This is a genomic window from Sphaerisporangium siamense (genome assembly GCF_014205275.1).
Lineage (GTDB): Bacteria > Actinomycetota > Actinomycetes > Streptosporangiales > Streptosporangiaceae > Sphaerisporangium > Sphaerisporangium siamense.
Genome location: NZ_JACHND010000001.1, coordinates 7653411 through 7669177, shown reverse-complemented (window position 1 = coordinate 7669177; position 15767 = coordinate 7653411). Strand labels below are relative to the sequence as shown.

The 15767-nt window shown below is 74.0% G+C and carries 15 protein-coding genes; 9 read left to right on the top strand and 6 right to left on the bottom strand.

Annotated elements, in window-relative coordinates:
• Positions 1-67: 67 nt before the first annotated feature.
• Together BJ982_RS34740 and BJ982_RS34735 are read right to left on the bottom strand one after the other, a co-directional pair.
• Positions 68-1330 (bottom strand): serine hydrolase domain-containing protein, encoded by a 1263-nt coding sequence (locus tag BJ982_RS34740; RefSeq protein WP_184887193.1) that lies wholly within the window; start codon positions 1328-1330, stop codon positions 68-70.
• Between the two features lie 92 nt (positions 1331-1422).
• Positions 1423-1968 carry a MarR family winged helix-turn-helix transcriptional regulator gene (locus BJ982_RS34735; RefSeq protein WP_203959236.1) on the bottom strand — a complete coding sequence of 182 codons (546 nt, stop codon included), beginning with the start codon at positions 1966-1968 and terminating at the stop codon, positions 1423-1425.
• 61 nt (positions 1969-2029) lie between these two features.
• On the opposite strand from BJ982_RS34735, the gene BJ982_RS34730 reads away from it, so the two are divergent.
• Positions 2030-3319: an amidohydrolase family protein gene (locus BJ982_RS34730; RefSeq protein WP_184887191.1), complete on the top strand. Its 1290-nt coding sequence runs from the start codon at positions 2030-2032 to the stop codon at positions 3317-3319.
• Between the two features lie 28 nt (positions 3320-3347).
• Here the strand turns inward: BJ982_RS34730 and BJ982_RS34725 are convergent, their stop codons facing one another.
• The 4 genes from BJ982_RS34725 to BJ982_RS34710 all read right to left on the bottom strand — a co-directional run bounded on the left by BJ982_RS34725 (position 3348) and on the right by BJ982_RS34710 (position 6488).
• Positions 3348-3980 carry a MerR family transcriptional regulator gene (locus BJ982_RS34725; protein WP_184887189.1) on the bottom strand — a complete coding sequence of 211 codons (633 nt, stop codon included), beginning with the start codon at positions 3978-3980 and terminating at the stop codon, positions 3348-3350.
• Between the two features lie 88 nt (positions 3981-4068).
• Positions 4069-4881, bottom strand: a complete 813-nt coding sequence (locus BJ982_RS34720) for an SAM-dependent methyltransferase (RefSeq protein ID WP_184887186.1) — start codon at positions 4879-4881, stop codon at positions 4069-4071.
• A gap of 216 nt (positions 4882-5097) precedes the next feature.
• Positions 5098-5781, bottom strand: a complete 684-nt coding sequence (locus BJ982_RS34715) for a DNA alkylation repair protein (RefSeq protein ID WP_184887183.1) — start codon at positions 5779-5781, stop codon at positions 5098-5100.
• A complete protein-coding gene (locus tag BJ982_RS34710; RefSeq protein WP_239123184.1) occupies positions 5778-6488 on the bottom strand; it encodes a TetR/AcrR family transcriptional regulator in 711 nt (236 codons plus the stop codon). The genes BJ982_RS34715 and BJ982_RS34710 overlap by 4 nt, the downstream gene beginning before the upstream one ends.
• 139 nt (positions 6489-6627) lie before the next feature.
• Between BJ982_RS34710 and BJ982_RS34705 the strand changes: the two genes are divergently transcribed.
• The 8 genes from BJ982_RS34705 to BJ982_RS34670 all read left to right on the top strand — a co-directional run bounded on the left by BJ982_RS34705 (position 6628) and on the right by BJ982_RS34670 (position 15764).
• Positions 6628-7743: an acetyl-CoA C-acyltransferase gene (locus BJ982_RS34705; protein ID WP_184887179.1), complete on the top strand. Its 1116-nt coding sequence runs from the start codon at positions 6628-6630 to the stop codon at positions 7741-7743.
• Between the two features lie 260 nt (positions 7744-8003).
• A complete protein-coding gene (locus BJ982_RS34700) occupies positions 8004-9683 on the top strand; it encodes a glycoside hydrolase family 3 protein (RefSeq protein WP_184887177.1) in 1680 nt (559 codons plus the stop codon).
• Between the two features lie 139 nt (positions 9684-9822).
• The gene (locus BJ982_RS34695) at positions 9823-10737 is read left to right on the top strand and encodes an SDR family oxidoreductase (RefSeq protein ID WP_184887175.1); all 915 of its coding nucleotides are present in this window, start codon (positions 9823-9825) and stop codon (positions 10735-10737) included.
• Between the two features lie 120 nt (positions 10738-10857).
• A complete protein-coding gene (locus tag BJ982_RS34690) occupies positions 10858-12300 on the top strand; it encodes an MBOAT family O-acyltransferase (protein WP_184887173.1) in 1443 nt (480 codons plus the stop codon).
• A 2-nt stretch (positions 12301-12302) separates the two neighbouring features.
• Positions 12303-13511: an alginate O-acetyltransferase AlgX-related protein gene (locus tag BJ982_RS34685; RefSeq protein ID WP_184887170.1), complete on the top strand. Its 1209-nt coding sequence runs from the start codon at positions 12303-12305 to the stop codon at positions 13509-13511.
• 33 nt (positions 13512-13544) lie between these two features.
• Entirely contained in the window at positions 13545-13880 is a 336-nt protein-coding gene (locus BJ982_RS34680; protein ID WP_184887168.1) for a PadR family transcriptional regulator, read from the top strand.
• Positions 13881-13920: 40 nt separating this feature from the next.
• Entirely contained in the window at positions 13921-14829 is a 909-nt protein-coding gene (locus tag BJ982_RS34675) for a hypothetical protein (RefSeq protein WP_184887166.1), read from the top strand.
• On the top strand, positions 14826-15764 hold the full coding sequence (locus BJ982_RS34670) for a hypothetical protein (RefSeq protein WP_184887165.1): 939 nt from the start codon (positions 14826-14828) through the stop codon (positions 15762-15764). The genes BJ982_RS34675 and BJ982_RS34670 overlap by 4 nt, the downstream gene beginning before the upstream one ends.
• The last annotated feature ends 3 nt before the right edge of the window (positions 15765-15767 follow it).

The window sequence follows — 15767 nt, the reverse complement described above, 5'->3', positions numbered from 1 at the left end:
GGTCGTGCGGTGCCCGCCACGCGGGGAGCCCGGTAGACCACTCCCGCCGCGGGCGGTGCGGAGGGGGTCAGGAGAGACAGTCGTAGACGGCCGATGCCAGGCGGTAGGCGCGCAGCGCGCCGGGGCCCGTGGTGACCATCCGGTTCATCGTGTACGCCATCGCGAGCCCGCGCCGGGGGTCGCCGAGGCCCAGGGACCCGCCGAGCCCGGTGTGGCCGAACGCGGTCTCCGCCCCCTTGCGCGGGGTGAGGAAGTACATCGACGGGCGCATGTAGCCGAGGCCGAAGGCGCTGTCGATGAGCATCACGCGGTCGCGTCCCGAGACCCGGGTGCGCACCCCGTCCCGCAGGGTCTCGCGCGCGACGATCTCGCCCGCGACCAGGTCGCGGTAGAACCCGGCCAGGCCTCGGGCCGTGGCGACCATGCCCATGGCGGGCCATCCGGCCCGCATGATGACCGGGTGGTTGCCGCCGCCCTTCAGCTTGCTCGGGCTGGGGTTGCCGAGGGCCCGGTTCATCAGGCTCCCCTTGTCCGCCACCGCCTCGGCCAGGTCGCGTGCCACCTCACGCCAACTGGCCGGAGCGGCCGGGGCGCCGGGGGAGCCGGGGATGCCAGAGGAACCGGGAGAGCCTGGCGAGCCGGGGAAGCGAGGGGAGTCGGGGGAGTCGGGGGAGTCGTCGGTTCCGCGCATCCGCTCGCCGGCCGACATGCGGGCGGCACGGGCGGCGACGTCGTCCGGCGCGCCGAGCCACAGGTCCAGGCCGCGCGGCCCGGCGATCTCGCGGGCCACGATCTCGCCGGCGGTCGCGCCGGTGACCCGGCGGATCACCTCGCCGGTCAGGAAGCCGAAGGTGAGCGCGTGATATCCGTGCGCGGTGCCCGGCGTCCACAGCGGGGCCTGGCCGGCCAGGCGGGCGGCGATGGCGGGCTGGTCCTCGAACTCGCCGACGGGCACGTCCTGCTCGACGACGGGCAGGCCGGCCTCGTGGGTGAGCAGCCGCTCGACCGTGATCGCGTCCTTGCCGTGGGCGGCGAACTCCGGCCAGACCTTCGCCACCGGCGCGCGCAGGTCGACCAGGCCGCGTTCGGCGAGCCACAGCAGCACGGTGGCCGTGACGGCCTTCGTGCAGGAGTAGGTGAGCACGGGCGTCTCGGGTTCCCAGGGCCGCCCGGTGTGCCGGTCGGCGACGCCGCCCCACAGGTCCACCACCGGCTCCCCGCGCAGGTACACCGCGAAGGCCGCGCCGAGCTCCTCACCCTGGGCGAAGTTGTCGTCGAAGACCTCGCGCACCCGGTCGAACCGGGGGTCGCAGTGGCCCTGAGCCGTCATGCGCGCACGCACCTCTGTTCCAGGACGCTCCGGGAAGTGATCGCCGCCTCAGCCTAACAAGCGCGGGGCGGCCGGGCGGCGCCGCCGCGGGGTCAGCGGACGCGGCGCCGTCCGATGACGAGCAGCACCTCGCGCAGCGCGTCGGCCGCCTTGCGCACGGTCTCCTCCGGGACGGCGGCCATGACGTCGGAGTGGGCGCGGCCGGAGGCGTCGAGCGCGGTGGCGGCCACGCGGCGGCCCTCCTCGGTGAGACGGACCCAGCGGCTGCGGCCGTCGCCGGCGTCGGCCTCGCGGTCGACGTACCCGGCGCGCGCCAGCCGCTGCAGGACGTTGCTGGTGCCACCGGAGGTCAGGAACAGCGAGCGCGTCAGGTCGCTGGGCTTGAGGCGGTAGGGCGGGCCGGCGCGGTGCAGCGCCGCGAGCACGTCGAACTCGGCGTAGGTCAGGCCGAGCTCGGCCATCTCGGCGCGCGTGGCCTGTTCCAGGAGCCCGCCGATGCGCGAGACGCGCTTGCTGAGCTCCAGGACGGCCACCAGCGAGGCGGGCAGCTCGGCCGCCCAGCCGGGGACCAGGGCGTCGACCTCGTCCTGGCGCGGGGCGCCGGTCTCGTCCCGGTCGTCGTCTCCTTCATGCCGCACCCGAGAAGAGTACCTTCACGCATATTGCTTTCGTAAAAGCTTTTGAGATACCTTTCCTGCTATGGCTACGTCTCTTTTGATCCGTAATGGGCTCCTCATCGACCCGGACCCCGTCCCGGTGGTCCGCAGTGGTGACGTCCTCGTCGAGGACGGCGTGATCGCGGCCGTGGAGACCTCGCTCCCGGACGTACCCGGCGCCGAGGTGATCGACGCGATGGACCGCATCGTGATGCCCGGGTTCGTCGACACCCATCGGCACACCTGGCAGGCCGGCATCCGCTCGGTGGCCCCCGACGTCACCTTCGCCAAGTACCTCGGCCGCGTGCTCGGCGAGCTGGCGCCCCGCTACCGGCCCGAGGACGCCTACATCGGCAACCTCGCCGGCGCGCTGGAGTGCCTGGACGGCGGCGTCACCACGCTCCTGGACTGGTCGCACGTGCAGCTCACGCCCGCGCACACCGACGCCGTCGTGGACGCCCTGCGGCGGTCGGGGATCCGCGCGGTGTTCGGGTACTGCTACGGCGGCGACGGCGGCCCGCAGGGGCTCGCGGCCGAGGGACGCCGCGTCCGCGATCGGTATTTCGGCGGCTCCGACGGCCTGCTGTCGATGGCGGTGGCCGCGCTCGGCCCCGAGATCGCCGGCGAGGAGCTCGCCCTGCACGAATGGCGGCTGGCCCGTGACCTGGACCTCCCGCTGTCGGTGCACATGGGCGGGCACGGCGCCGAGAGCGCCGAGCGGGGGCTGGCGTTCCTGGTGAAGAACGACCTGCTCGGCCCGCGCACGACCTTCGTGCACCCGAACTTCTACACCGACGACGCGCTCCGGCGCATCGCCGACAGCGGGGGCACGGCCTCGGTGTCGCCGTTCGTGGAGGCCGAGCTCGGCATCGGCCACCCCGCGACCGGCCGCGCCCGCGCCAACGGCGTGCCGACAGCGCTCGGCGCCGACACCGTGGCGAGCGGGCCCGGCGACATGTTCTCGGTGATGCGGGCGGCCTACGCGCTGGAGCGGGCGCGGCCCGAGGGGGCCGGCACGGATTTCACCACCGGGGACGTGCTGCGGATGGCGACGATCGAAGGGGCGCGGGTCGCGGGGCTCGGCGAGGTGACCGGGTCGCTGACGCCGGGCAAGCAGGCCGACCTGGTGCTGCTGCGCGCCGACACGCTCGGCATGGCCCCGGTCCACGATCCGATCGCCGCGGTCGTGCTGTCCGCCGACCGCGGCGCGGTGGACACCGTGCTCGTGGGCGGGCGGGTGGTCAAGCGCGACGGCGTGCTGTGCCACCACGACGTGCCGGCGCTGCTGGCGGCCCTCACCGAGTCGGCGGGGCACCTCGTCGCCACGGGGTGAGCGGCATGGGGCGGGCGCGTCGCACGGGTCAGGTGCTCAGGACGCGCGCCGACTCCGACTCGTGCGCCAGCCTTCTGAGCACGTCGAACGCCTTGCCGTACAGGACCGTGCCGACCACGAGGGACTCGACCGCCGTCTCGCGGGCGCCGTGGAAGGGGATCTTGCCCATCTCGTGCTCGGCGACCAGCCGCATCGTCAGGGCGGCGTATTCGCGCAGGCCCTCGTCCGTGGCGGGCATGCCGAGCTGGTCGAGCCGGACGAGCACCTGCGCCAGCTCCTCGCGGGTGGGCGCCTCGGGGTGCACGGCCCAGCCGACGGCGTCGATGAGCCGGTCCACGCGCTCGCGGGCCCGGACGTGCTCGGGGTCGCCCGGCGGGTGCTCGGCGGGCGAGGCCAGGGCGTAGTGCGCGGTGCCGAGCATGGTGTGGAGGGGCATGTCCTCGTCCTCGACGGCCGTGATGATCTCGCGGATCGTCGCGACGGGCACGCGTCCGACCTCCAGCAGTGCGCGGATGAGCCGCAGCCTGCGCAGGTGCCGGTCGCCGTACTCCGCCCGGGTGGCGGCCGTCTGCTCGCCCTGCGGGAGCAGGCCCTCGCGCAGGTAGTACTTGATCGTGGGGATGGGCACTCCCGACGCGGCGCTGAGCTGGGAAATCCGCATACCCCGATGATACTCTCTCTGGATAGCTTGGCTATCCAATAGGGGGGCGTTGTGCCATCGCCGTGGGGCGCCGGAGGCGGCGCGGGGCTCAGCCCGCCTGCCGCGGGACCAGGCCGATGCCGGCGAGGGCACCGGGAGCGGCCGGGTCGAGATCCTCCTCGGCGTCCGCCCACTCGCGCAGGTGGATGAGGCCGGGGTCCACCAGGTCGAGCCCGGCGAAGTAGGCGGCGATCGTCTCGCGGTCGCGGAGCCGGAGCGTGCCGCGGGTGCGGGTGTAGATCTCCCGGGCCTGGGCGACGGCGTCGGCGTCGACCACGCCCTTGTAGCCGTGCGACAGCACGAGCGCGCCGCCGGGGGGCAGCGAGCGGCGCAGGTACGACACGATGCTCGCCGCCTCGTCGTCATCGTCGACGAAGTGGACGATCGCGCAGAGGATCACCGCGAAGGGCCGGTCCAGGTCGAGGTGCCCGCCGACCCGCGGGTCGTCCAGGATGGCCTTGGGATGGCGCAGGTCCCCCTCGATGACGCAGGTGCGCGGGCTGTCCGCGAGCAGCGCGCGGGCGTGCACGAGCACGATGGGGTCGTTGTCGACGTAGACGACCCGCGCCTCGGGCGCGGCCCGCTCGGCGACCTGGTGGACGTTCTCCTGCGTGGGCAGGCCAGTGCCGATGTCGATGAACTGGGTGATGCCGGACGCGGCGAGCAGGCGCACGGCCCGCTTGAGGAAGGCCCGGTTGTCGCGGGCGAACCGCCGCGCGTTGGGGAACAGCTTGATGATGTTCTCCGCGGCCTCGCGGTCGGAGGCGAAGTTGTCCTTGCCGCCCAGGTAGTAGTCGTACATGCGGGCCACGCTGGGGGTTCTCGGATCGATCCCGGGAGGTGCCTTCTCGGTTCCGCTCATCCGCGCCCTCGCCCTCGCAGTCAGAGACGTCACGCCGGGTGACCAGCGCCATACGGCCGAATATAGACGAGAATCCAGCTCACAGTGATCATGTGACCAGTCTTCGTCTCGATGTCACTCGACGGTCACAGGACGCCGACCACGCGCCGTGTCCGGGCCGCGTTCATCCCGCCGTCCGTCCCGCCGTACTCACGACGGACGGCGGACGCGGCGGGTTCAGCGCACGGGGAGGTTCTTGAGCGCCTCGCGGCGGCTCAGGCCGTTCAGTCCCTTGAGCGTGACGTACCGGAGCACCTCGCGCGCGTCGGTCTTGGCGTACTCGCGCAGGGCCCAGCCGATGGCCTTGCGGGCGAAGAAATCGGTGTCCGAGAGGCTCGGCTCGATGCAGGCGTATAAGAGGCCGAGGTCGGTGCGGTCCTTGAAGGCGTTCTGGCAGAGGATCGACGTGCGGCGCTTCCACAGGTCGGGGTCGCCCGCCCACTCCAGCATGAGCGGGCGCATCGTGTCGGGGTAGGCGCGCAGCAGCCCGCCGATCCTGTGGACGGCCAGCTCGTCCACGTAGTCCCACCAGGCGCCCGTGACGATCATCTCTTCGTACATGGGGACCGTGTAGAGCGTCTGGAAGGGCTTGTAGTAGCGGTAGGCGCACAGCTCGATCGCGGCGTAGCGCTCCTCGCGGTACTCGGCGTCGCGCCACAGCGCGAGCACGGCCCTGCGCCACTCGGGGGCGGTGTCGATGCGATGCTCGGCGAAGACCCGCTTCACCGCGGCCCGCCTCGGCGCGGCCTGCGCCCCGAGGAAGGGCATGGCCGACTTCATGTACGCCTGCATGGCGGGGGCCTTGGCCGGGTCGGCGGCCTCCGTCAGGGCCAGCCGCACGGCCTTGTGGAGCGGGGTCATGCGGGGTGGCTGGTCCGTTCGCCCGTGGCCAGGCCGTCGAAGAGCACCGTGATGTAGTGCTCGGAGAGGGCCGCGGGGTTGAGCCGCCCGCCGGGACGGAACCAGCGGACGGCGACCCAGATCGCGTCGCGGATCATGCGGTAGGTCAGCTTGGGGTCGACGTCCGGGCGCAGCGCGCCCTCGGCCTGGCCGCGCTTGATCTGGCCCACCCACATGCGCTCGACCTCGTCCTCGGCCTTGATCAGGTAGTCGAAGCGGTCGCCGGGGAGGGAGCGCAGGTAGTTCCAGTCGTTCTGCATCACCGTGATCGCGGCGCGGTGCGGCTCCAGGGTGCCGAAGCCGATGCGCACCATCTCCGACAGCACCGCGCGGGCGTCGCCGCCGCCGTCCAGGGCCGACCGGTAGCGCCCGATAAGGTCGTGGAGGAACGTCGACAGGACCTCGTCGACGATCGACTCCTTGGAGTCGAAGTGGTGGTACAGGCTTCCCGAGAGGATGCCCGCCTCGTCGGCGATCTGGCGCACGGTGGTGGCCTGGAAGCCCTTGCGGGCGAAGAGCTCGGCGGCGAGCTTCACCAGATGTTCCCGGCGCTCGGAGGCGGAGCCCGAAGAGGCCGCGCGGCGGACGGTGCGCCCGGCCGCGGCGCCGCCGGCCGCGGGCGTCGTCGCGACCGCGGAGGCGCCGCCGGAGTTCTTTCGGGTGTTCACGTCCTCCATTATGGGGGTCGGTGCAATCGCTTGCTCGCCTAACGCGGATGGCGAGTCACCTGCTCACACTGCGTTCCCGCGCCGACCAAGCGCTTGGTGCGATTCGACCGCGCGGACGACCGGAAGGGCGGTTCCCCGGATGACCGAGGCCTACATCATCGGCGCCGTGCGCACCCCCGCCGGCCGCAGGGACGGGGGCCTGGCCACGGCGCATCCCGCGGACCTCGGCGCGCTGGTCGTCCGTGCGCTGATCGATCGTACCGGGGCGGACCCGTCCGCCGTGGACGAGATCGTGCTCGGGTGCGACGACGCCGCGGGGCCGCAGGGGGGCAACCTCGCGCGGACGTGCTGGCTGGCGGCCGGGATGCCGCCCGAGGTGCCCGGCGTGACGCTGGACCGCCGGGGCGGGTCGTCCCAGCAGGCCGTCCACGCCGCCGCGCGCGCCGTGTGGAGCGGGAGCGCGGGGCTGGTCGTGGCGGGCGGGGTGCGCAGCGTGAGCATGGTCCCGCCCTCGGACGCCGAGCCGGTCGCGGGATCGCGCGGATGGCGGGCCCGGTACGGCGGGCGGGCGTTCCCGCCGCTGCGGGCCGCCGAGACGATCGCCGAGAAGTGGGACGTCTCGCGCCTTGAGATGGAGGAGTTCGCGGTGCGGTCCCACCGGCGCGCGGCCCGCGCCCTCGGCGAGTGGCGCTTCGAGCGGGAGGTCGTCCCGGCCGCCGGCCTGCTCGCCGACGAGGGCCCCCGGCCGGACCTCGGCCTCGCCGAGCTGGCCGCCCTGGAGCCGTTCGCCGGCGGCGGCAGGCTGACCGCCGCGCTGACCGCCGAGCCCTGTGACGGCGCCGCGGCCGTGCTGATCGCCTCCGCGGACGCGGTGCGGGCGCACCGGCTGAACCCGCGCGCCCGCGTCCACCACGCGTCCGCCCGCGCCTGCGATCCCGCCGCCCCGCCCGCCTTCGCCGCCGCGACCGCCCGCGCGCTAGACCGAACGGGTATGGCGGCGGATCGGCTGGACGTCGTCGAGGCGGACGAGGGCTACGCCTGCCTGCCGCTCGCCTGGGCGCGCGAGACGGGCGTGGACTCCGAGCGGATCAACCCCAACGGCGGTGCCCTCGCGCTCGGCGACGCCCTCGGCGCGTCGGGGGCGCGGACGCTGACCTCGCTGCTCCACGAGCTGGAACGCACCGGGGGGCGCTACGGCCTCCAGGTGGCCGAGGACGGATCCCAGGCGGAGGTCACGATCATCGAGCGTCTCTGAGCCCTGGGCGGAGCCGCCGCACCCGGCGCCACCGGGCCCGCCTCGGGAGACTATCTGGGGCCTGCCTCAATTTTGGGAGCGTTCTCATCCACCGAAATCCCATGGTCGTGGGTATGGAAAACAGGAAAGTTTCCTATTAGATTGTCGAAATGTCCGAGACGGCGCCCGGGGAGGCGATGCCTTTCCGCGGACGCCGCGCCCCGTAACGGTCCTGCGAGCCTCCGGCGCGAGCCGCCGATGCCACCAGGCGAGGAGAGTGCATGAAGCGCAGCCCTCAGCTACTGCGTCTGGCCGATTCGGTCCTCCTCCCCGGGTTCGAAGGACGAACACCCCCGGACTGGCTGCGGCGCCGACTCGGCGAAGGGCTGTCGGGCGTGGTGCTGTTCTCCAGGAACGTCGGGACGCCGTCCGAACTCGCCGAGCTGACCGCGGCCCTGCGCGCCGAACGCCCCGAGGCCGTCATCGGCATCGACGAGGAGGCCGGCGACGTCACCCGGCTGGAGGCCAGCACCGGCAGTTCGCGCCCGGGCAACTACGCACTCGGCGTGGTCGACGACGTCGGCCTCACCGAGAAGATCGCGTACGGCATCGGCCTGGACCTCGCCGCCTCCGGGGTGAACGTCAACTTCGCGCCCGCCGCCGACGTGAACTCGAACCCGCGCAACCCCGTCATCGGCCTGCGCTCCTTCGGCGCCGATCCCGAGCTCGTGGCGCGGCACACCGCCGCCTGGGTACGGGGGCTCCAGGCGGCGGGCGTTGCCGCCTGCGCCAAGCACTTCCCCGGACACGGGGACACCGCGGTCGACTCCCACCACGGGCTGCCGTCGGTCGCGGCGTCGCTCGAGCAGCTCCACAAGGTGGAGCTGCTCCCGTTCCGCGCCGCCATCGCCGAGGGCGTCCAGATGATCATGACGGGTCACCTGCTCGTCAACGCCTACGACCCCGACCTGCCCGCCACGCTCAGCTCGCGCATCCTCACCGGCCTGCTCAGGGACGAGATGGGCTTCCAGGGCGTGACCATCACCGACGCCGTGGAGATGGCGGCGATCGTCGAGCGGTACGGCATCGGCGGCGGCAGCGTGCGGGCGGTCGCCGCGGGAGCCGACCTGATCTGCGTCGGCGGCGAGAACGCGGGCGACGAGGTCGTGGTGACGATCCGCGAGGCGATCGCCGACGCGGTCGCCGAGGGCACGATGCCCGAGGAGAGGCTCGCCGAGGCCGCGCGCCGCGTCGAGGCCCTCACCACCTGGACCGGCTCCTTCCCCGTCCCCGAGCCCGCCGCCGTCCGGGAGACCCTGACCCTCGGCGCGCACCTGGACGGCCACACGGCCGCCGCCATGGCGCTGGACGGGCACGGGGCTCCCGCTCCGGACCTGGACGGGCATGTGGGGCTGGACGGCCACGCGGGCGCCACGGCGCTGCTCGACGGTGTGCCCTCGTCCGGGTACGCGGACGGGAACGGGCACGTGCCGCCGGGGCTGGCCGCCGCCCGGCGGGCCATCCGGATCGCCGGCGCCGACCCCGGGGCCGTGCTGCCGCTCGCCGCGGCGCCGCACGTGGTGGAGCTGACGCCCCTGATGAACCTGGCGATCGACAAGCACATGCCGTGGGGCGTCGGCGAGCCGCTGGGCAAGCTGCTGCCCGGGACGACGGTGACCCGCGCCGGTGAGGAGGAGGCCGGGGAACTGGACGAGACCGTCCTGCGCTCGGCCGCCGACCGGCCGCTGGTGCTGGTGGTGCGCGACGCCCACCGCCACCCCTGGCAGACCGACGCGCTCAACCGGCTGCTGACGGCGCGGCCCGACGCGATCGTGGTCGAGATGGGCCTGCCGGGGCGCACCGACCTCGGCGCGGTCCACATCGCCACGCACGGCGCCGCCCGCGTCTGCGGCCAGGCCGCCGCCGAGGTGCTCACCGGCCTGCTGCCCGTCACGCCCTGACCCCGGCCCCGCAGCGAGGCGCTCCGCCACGGAGCGCCTCCTCGCCGTGCCCGGCAGAATCAGGAGGTTGCGGAGCTACCCACATATATCGCCATTTCCAGGGAAAACTCCGATGGTTGCTCCGGAAAAGGAACGGTGAATGAGCGGTATCTGTGCGGGACGCGTCGTCGTGGTGACCGGTGCCGGGCGCGGCATCGGAAGGCAGCACGCCCTGGAGTTCGCCCGCCAGGGCGCCAAGGTCGTCGTCAACGACCTCGGGACCGACACCCGGGGCGGAGGACGCTCCAACGCCCCGGCGCTCGCGGTGGTCGAGGAGATCCGCGACTTCGGCGGGGACGCGGTCGCCAACTGCGACGACGTGGCCGACTGGGAGGGCGCGGCGCGGCTCGTGAAGACGGCGGTCAGCGCCTTCGGCCGGCTGGACGTGCTCGTCGGCAACGCCGGCTACCTGCGGGACCGCATGATCGTCTCGATGACCGAGCACGACTGGGACGACGTGATCCGCGTCCACCTGAAGGGGCACTTCCTGCCGCTGCGGCACGCCGCCGCGTACTGGCGGGAGCGTGCCAAGGCCGGGGAGACGCTGGACGCGCGGGTCGTCACCACCACCTCCGGCGCCGGGCTGCTCGGCAGCGTCGGCCAGGCCAACTACGCCGCGGCCAAGGCCGGGATCGTCGCGCTGACGCACACCGCCGCCGCCGAGCTGGCCCGCTACGGCGTCACGGTCAACGCGGTCACGCCCTCGGCCCGCACCCGCCTGACCGAGGAGGCGTTCGCCTCCATGGTGGCCCCGCCCGAGTCCGGCTTCGACGTCATGGACCCGGCCAACGTGGCGCCCCTGGTGGTCTGGCTGGGCTCGGCCGAGTCCTCCGGCGTCACCGGGCGCGTCTTCGAGGTCGAGGGCGGCATGATCTCCATCGCCACGGGCTGGACCCACGGCCCGGGCGTCGACAAGGGCTCCCGCTGGGAGCTGCACGAGATCGGCGAGGCGGTCGGCAAGCTGCTCGCCGAGGCCCCGATGCCCGACCCGGTGTACGGCGTGGCGCCGATCTGAGCCGTATCCGGCGACCTTGACCATACTTCGCGAGGCGATGTATGGTCGCCGGCATGCCCGACGACCCTTCACGGCGCGCGGGAACGGCCGCGACCGGCCGCGAGGGCTGAGCGCCCACCGATGTCGTTCGCCTCCCCGCTGTTCCTCTGGTTCTTCATGCCCGTCACCCTCGTGGCGTACTGGGCGACGCCCCGGCGCCTGCGCAACGGTGTCGTGGCCGTGGCCAGCCTGGTCTTCTACGCCTGGGGCGCCGGGCCGTACGTGGCGCTACTGGTGTCGGCGATCCTGGTGAACTTCGCGGCGGGCATCGCGATCGACTCCGCGCGGATCTCGGCGCGGGGCCGGAGGACCGTGCTCGTGGGGGCGGTCGCCTGGGACCTCGGCCTCCTCGCCGTGTGGAAGTACGCGGGGTTCGCGAGCCGCCAGATCGACGCGCTGTCGAGCGTGCTCGGCCTCGGGCACGGCCCGATCGTGGACCTCGCCCTGCCGATCGGCATCTCCTTCTTCACCTTCCACCACATCTCCTACGTGGTGGACGTGTACCGGCGCAGCAGGCCCGCACAGCGGGGCCTCGTCGGGTTCGTCACCTACATCGCGATGTTCCCGCAGCTCGTCGCGGGCCCGGTCGTGCGCTACCACGAGATCTCCGCCCAGCTCGCCGACACCGCGCGCGACCGGTACGCCGACCTCGCCGCGGGCTTCCCCCGCTTCGCCCTCGGCCTGGCCAAGAAGGTGATCGTGGCGGACACCGTCGCCCCGATCGCCGACGCCGCGTTCGCCGTCCCCGGCGGGGAGATCGGCGCCGCCACCGCCTGGGTGGGGGCCCTGACTTACACCGTGCAGATCTACTTCGACTTCTCCGGGTACTCCGACATGGCGGTCGGCCTGGGCACGATGTTCGGGTTCCGGTTGCCGGAGAACTTCGCCCGGCCGTACTCGGCCTACTCCGTCACCGACTTCTGGAGGCGCTGGCACATCTCGCTGTCGCGCTGGTTCCGCGACTACGTCTACATCCCCCTCGGCGGCAACCGCCGCGGCACGGCGGTCACCTACCGCAACCTGCTGGTCATCTTCGTGCTGTGCGGCTTCTGGCACGGCGCCGGCTGGACGTTCCTGTGCTGGGGCCTGTACCACGGCGGCCTGCTCGTCGCCGAGCGGGCACTCGGCTGGGACAGGCCGCCCGGCGGCGTCCCCGCCCTGGTGCTGCGCCGCGCCGCGACCTTCCTGCTGGTCGTCGCCGGGTGGGTCCTGTTCAGGTCCGCCGACCTGTCCCAGGCGGCGGGCATGCTCGGGGCGATGGCCGGGGCGCGGGGCGGCGGGCTCGACGAGTTCGTGCTGTTCTCCCTCGACCACCGGCGCACGGTCGTCCTGGCCCTCGCGATGACCGTGGTGCTGCTGCCCGGCTCGCAAAGCCTCGGACGGCTGCTGGAGCGCGGCAGGGACGGCGCGGCGCGGTGGGCGGTCACGGCGGCGCGCGCGGCGGTGACCTTCGTCGCGGCCCCGTACGCGGGTGTGCTCGTCGCCGCGGGGACCTTCAGCCCGTTCCTCTACTACCAGTTCTGATCATGGATACCGCGGCTCTCACGAGAACCCCCGGGACGCCCTCCCCGCGCCGTCGCCGCCGCGTCGCCGCCCTCGCCGCGCTTCTCTTCTTCTTCGGCCCCGCCGTGGCGTTCGCCGCCGGGGACAGGGCCGACGAGATCGAGAACCGCGAGCCGGCCGCCTTCCCCGCGCTGTCGCGGCGGTTCGCGACCGGCTTCGAGGCGTGGGCCGTCGACCATCTGCCCCTGCGCGGGCAGGCCGTGCGGGCCCACACCCTGCTGTCGGAGAGGCTCTTCGGCGAGCCGCCCTCGTACGCGACCGCCGGCCCCCGCGCCTACCCCCGGGTCATCGAAGGACGCGACGGCTGGCTGTACTTCGGCGACGACGTGGCCGAGGCGTGCCGGCCCGCCGGGACGACGGCCGGCGTCCTGGACCGCGTGCGCAGGCTGGGCGAGATCGTGCGCGGCTCCGGACGCGGGTTCGTGTTCACCGTGGCGCCGGACAAGACCACCGTCTCCCCGGACAAGCTGCCGGACCGGTTCCTCGGCGAGGGCTGCCTGCGGAGCCGCAAGACGGAGCTCTGGGCCGCGCTGGAGGCCGCCCGCGTGCCCGGGTACCTCGACCTGCGCGCCCCGCTGCTGCGGCTGCAGCGCGACACGGGCGAGCCCGCCTACTTCCGCACCGACAGCCACTGGAGCGAGCGCTCCGCCGCCCTGTACGGCGCGGAGCTGGCCCGCGTCCTGCGGCCCGCCCTGGCCGGCGGCACGCGGCTCACCTTCCTCGGGCGGTCGCCGCGCGAAGGCGACCTCGGCAGGCTGCTCGGCGCCCCGCGCCGGGAGGACGCCGCCCGCTGGCGGCTGGACCGGGACGGGGTGCGCCGCCTCGCCCAGGACGACCGGGACGCGCCGATCGCCTTCCGCGTGACCAACGCCACCACCCGCGCCGCGCTGTTCCGGCCGCGGACCCTGATCGTCGGCGACTCCTTCACCCGGGAGTCCACGCCGTGGATCACCCCGTACTTCGCCGACCTCACCGTGCTGCGCAGCGACGCCCCGGTCAGGGCCGGTCCCGAGCGGGTCGCCGGGTACCTCCGGGAGGCCGAGGTGGTGGTGTTCGAGATGGTCGAGCGCTACTGGGCGGGCGGCCACGGGGAGATGCTGACCGACGAGACGCTCGCCGCGGTGGAGAAGGCCCTGAAGGCGGCCCCGCGGCGCGCGGGCGGCCCCGGTTGACCATACTTCTGGCCCCGAAGTATGGTCTCGGCCATGGCCACCGGATCCTCAACGGTGAGCGAGCCGACCTACTTCATCCTCGCCGCCCTCCTCGACGGTCCCCTGCACGGCCACGGCATCATCAAGCGCGTCCTGGACCTGTCCGAGGGCCGCATCAGGCTCCCCGTCGGCACCCTGTACGGCGCCCTCGACCGGCTGGCCACGCACGGCCTGATCGTCCTGGACCACGAGGAGGTCGTGGACGGCCGCCCCCGGCGCTACTACCGCCTCACCGAGCACGGCGACGGCGTGGTCACCGCCGAGGCCCGCCGCATGCAGAAGGCCGCCGCGATCGTCACCGGCCGCGCCCCCGGGACGGCGCCGGCGTGACGCCCGCCGGCGGCGCCCGGCCGCGGGCGGCGGGCGCGCCGTGACCCCTCTGGAGCGCCGGTACCGATGGCTGCTGCGCGCCTATCCGCCGGGGCACCGGGCCGGGCACGGCGACGAGATGATCGCCACGCTGCTCGCCGCCGACGCCGGCCGCCGCGTGCCCTCGTCGCGTGAGGCGCTGGCCCTGGTCGCCGGTGGTCTGCGGGCGCGCGCCCTCGACGCGGGCCGTGTCCCGTGCCTCCGGGACGGCACGCACCTCGGCGTCACGGCGCTGGCGGCGATGAACGTGGGCGTCCTGCTGCCGTACGCCGGGTCGGTCCCGGTGTGGACGGCGCTGGCGGCGGCGGCGCTGCTGGCCGTGACCCGGGGCAGGATCCGCACGGCGCTCCTTCTGGTGGCGCTGGTCGGGGCCAAGGTCGTCGCCGTGGTGCTCGGCCGTCCCTGGCTGGACGAGACGCTGCTGCCGGTCTTCCCCGACGCCTGGTGGCGCCTGCCCGCGCTGTACTCCACCGGGGGCCCGGTCGCGCCCGTCGCCGCCTACGCGCTCGCCTTCCTCGGCCTCCTGGCGCTGGCCGCGCGGCGCGTCCCGGTCAGGACGCGGACGTGGCGATGGTGGCTCGTGGCGCCGCTGGTGGCGGGCGCCGACCCGTCCTCGTGGCTGACCGTGCAGCCCGGATCGGCGCGCGAGATGGCCAGGGTCGGCCTGGAGGTCGTGCTCCTGTGCCTGGCGGTATGGGCGGGCCGCGTCGCGGCCGATCCGCGCTGGGCCGTCGCCGCCGCGCTCGCCGTGACGCCGGTCGTGGTCGCCTGCGTGGAGAACGCCCTGGTGGGCGGGTACGGGTACGTCCTCTACGGGCGTCAGGAGCTGTCCCATCTGGGCGTGCTCGTCCTGCTGATCGTCGTCGCGGGCGCGGCGCCGCTGCGCGCCCGGCGGCGCGTGCTGCTGTGACCCCCGTGCCGGGCCGGGCGGCCCGATGGCGGGCCGCGCTCGCGGTGTCGCGCCGGGCCGCGCGCCTCCTGCCGGCCGTCCTGGTCGTCCTGGCGGTGTGCGGCGTCCCCGAGCTCCGCGACGCGGGCGCGGCCCGGGACGGCGGCGGGCGGGACGCGGCCACGTGGCGGGAGGAGATGCGCGCGGACTGCATGAGGCGGCACGGGTTCAGGTACGTCCCTACGGTGGGCACGCGCGCCAACCCCATCCGCCGGGACGCCGCGGAGGCGCGGGCCCGCGACATGGGGGAGTACCCGGCGCTGCGCCGCTTCCGGCAGAAGTACGGGTTCGGGGTGTTCGCGCTCTACGCCTATCCCCGCGAGTTCGGGAACCCCATGGCCCCGGTCGAGGAGCCGCTGGAGCCGAACGTGACGATCCGGCTGGCGCTCTCGCCGACCCAGCTCCACGCCTACCAGGACGCCGACGACGCCTGTTACGCGGAGGCGGTCAAGACCGTCACGGGCAAGAAGGTGACCTCGCGCTACGACCACCTGACGCAGGCGGACGCGCGGATCAAGGAGCTCGTCGCCGCCGAGCTGGACACCGACCCGCGGCTCACCCGGCTCGGCGCGCGGATGGCCGCCTGCCTGCGGCGCGCGGGTCACGCCGTCCCGTCCGCGACGCCCTCGGCGCTGGTCGACCGGGGACCGGCCGTCTTCCTGGCGGAGGAGAGGCGGCTCGGGCGCCGGATGCAGGAGCCCGACGACCGCGTCCCGGAGACGGCCTTCTACGCGCCGCCGCTGCTCCCGCAGGACGCGCGGCCGTACCTGGCCCGCGAGATCGCCGCCGCGCTCGCCGACCTCGAATGCGGCAGGGACTTCTACGCCGCCTACGAGCCACGGCGCATGCGGATGGAGCACCGGGCGCAGGCGGAGTTCGGCCTGGAGGCGTGGTGACGG

What these genes read in the sequence shown, in the direction of transcription:
- BJ982_RS34720 (WP_184887186.1), bottom strand. Translation starts at nt 4,881, where the DNA reads ATGAGCGGAACCGAGAAGGCACCTCCCGGGATCGATCCGAGAACCCCC.
- BJ982_RS34690 (WP_184887173.1), top strand. Translation starts at nt 10,858, where the DNA reads ATGTCGTTCGCCTCCCCGCTGTTCCTCTGGTTCTTCATGCCCGTCACC.
- BJ982_RS34695 (WP_184887175.1), top strand. Translation starts at nt 9,823, where the DNA reads ATGAGCGGTATCTGTGCGGGACGCGTCGTCGTGGTGACCGGTGCCGGG.
- BJ982_RS34730 (WP_184887191.1), top strand. Translation starts at nt 2,030, where the DNA reads ATGGCTACGTCTCTTTTGATCCGTAATGGGCTCCTCATCGACCCGGAC.
- BJ982_RS34705 (WP_184887179.1), top strand. Translation starts at nt 6,628, where the DNA reads ATGACCGAGGCCTACATCATCGGCGCCGTGCGCACCCCCGCCGGCCGC.
- BJ982_RS34725 (WP_184887189.1), bottom strand. Translation starts at nt 3,980, where the DNA reads ATGCGGATTTCCCAGCTCAGCGCCGCGTCGGGAGTGCCCATCCCCACG.
- BJ982_RS34715 (WP_184887183.1), bottom strand. Translation starts at nt 5,781, where the DNA reads ATGACCCCGCTCCACAAGGCCGTGCGGCTGGCCCTGACGGAGGCCGCC.
- BJ982_RS34685 (WP_184887170.1), top strand. Translation starts at nt 12,303, where the DNA reads ATGGATACCGCGGCTCTCACGAGAACCCCCGGGACGCCCTCCCCGCGC.
- BJ982_RS34680 (WP_184887168.1), top strand. Translation starts at nt 13,545, where the DNA reads ATGGCCACCGGATCCTCAACGGTGAGCGAGCCGACCTACTTCATCCTC.
- BJ982_RS34740 (WP_184887193.1), bottom strand. Translation starts at nt 1,330, where the DNA reads ATGACGGCTCAGGGCCACTGCGACCCCCGGTTCGACCGGGTGCGCGAG.
- BJ982_RS34700 (WP_184887177.1), top strand. Translation starts at nt 8,004, where the DNA reads ATGAAGCGCAGCCCTCAGCTACTGCGTCTGGCCGATTCGGTCCTCCTC.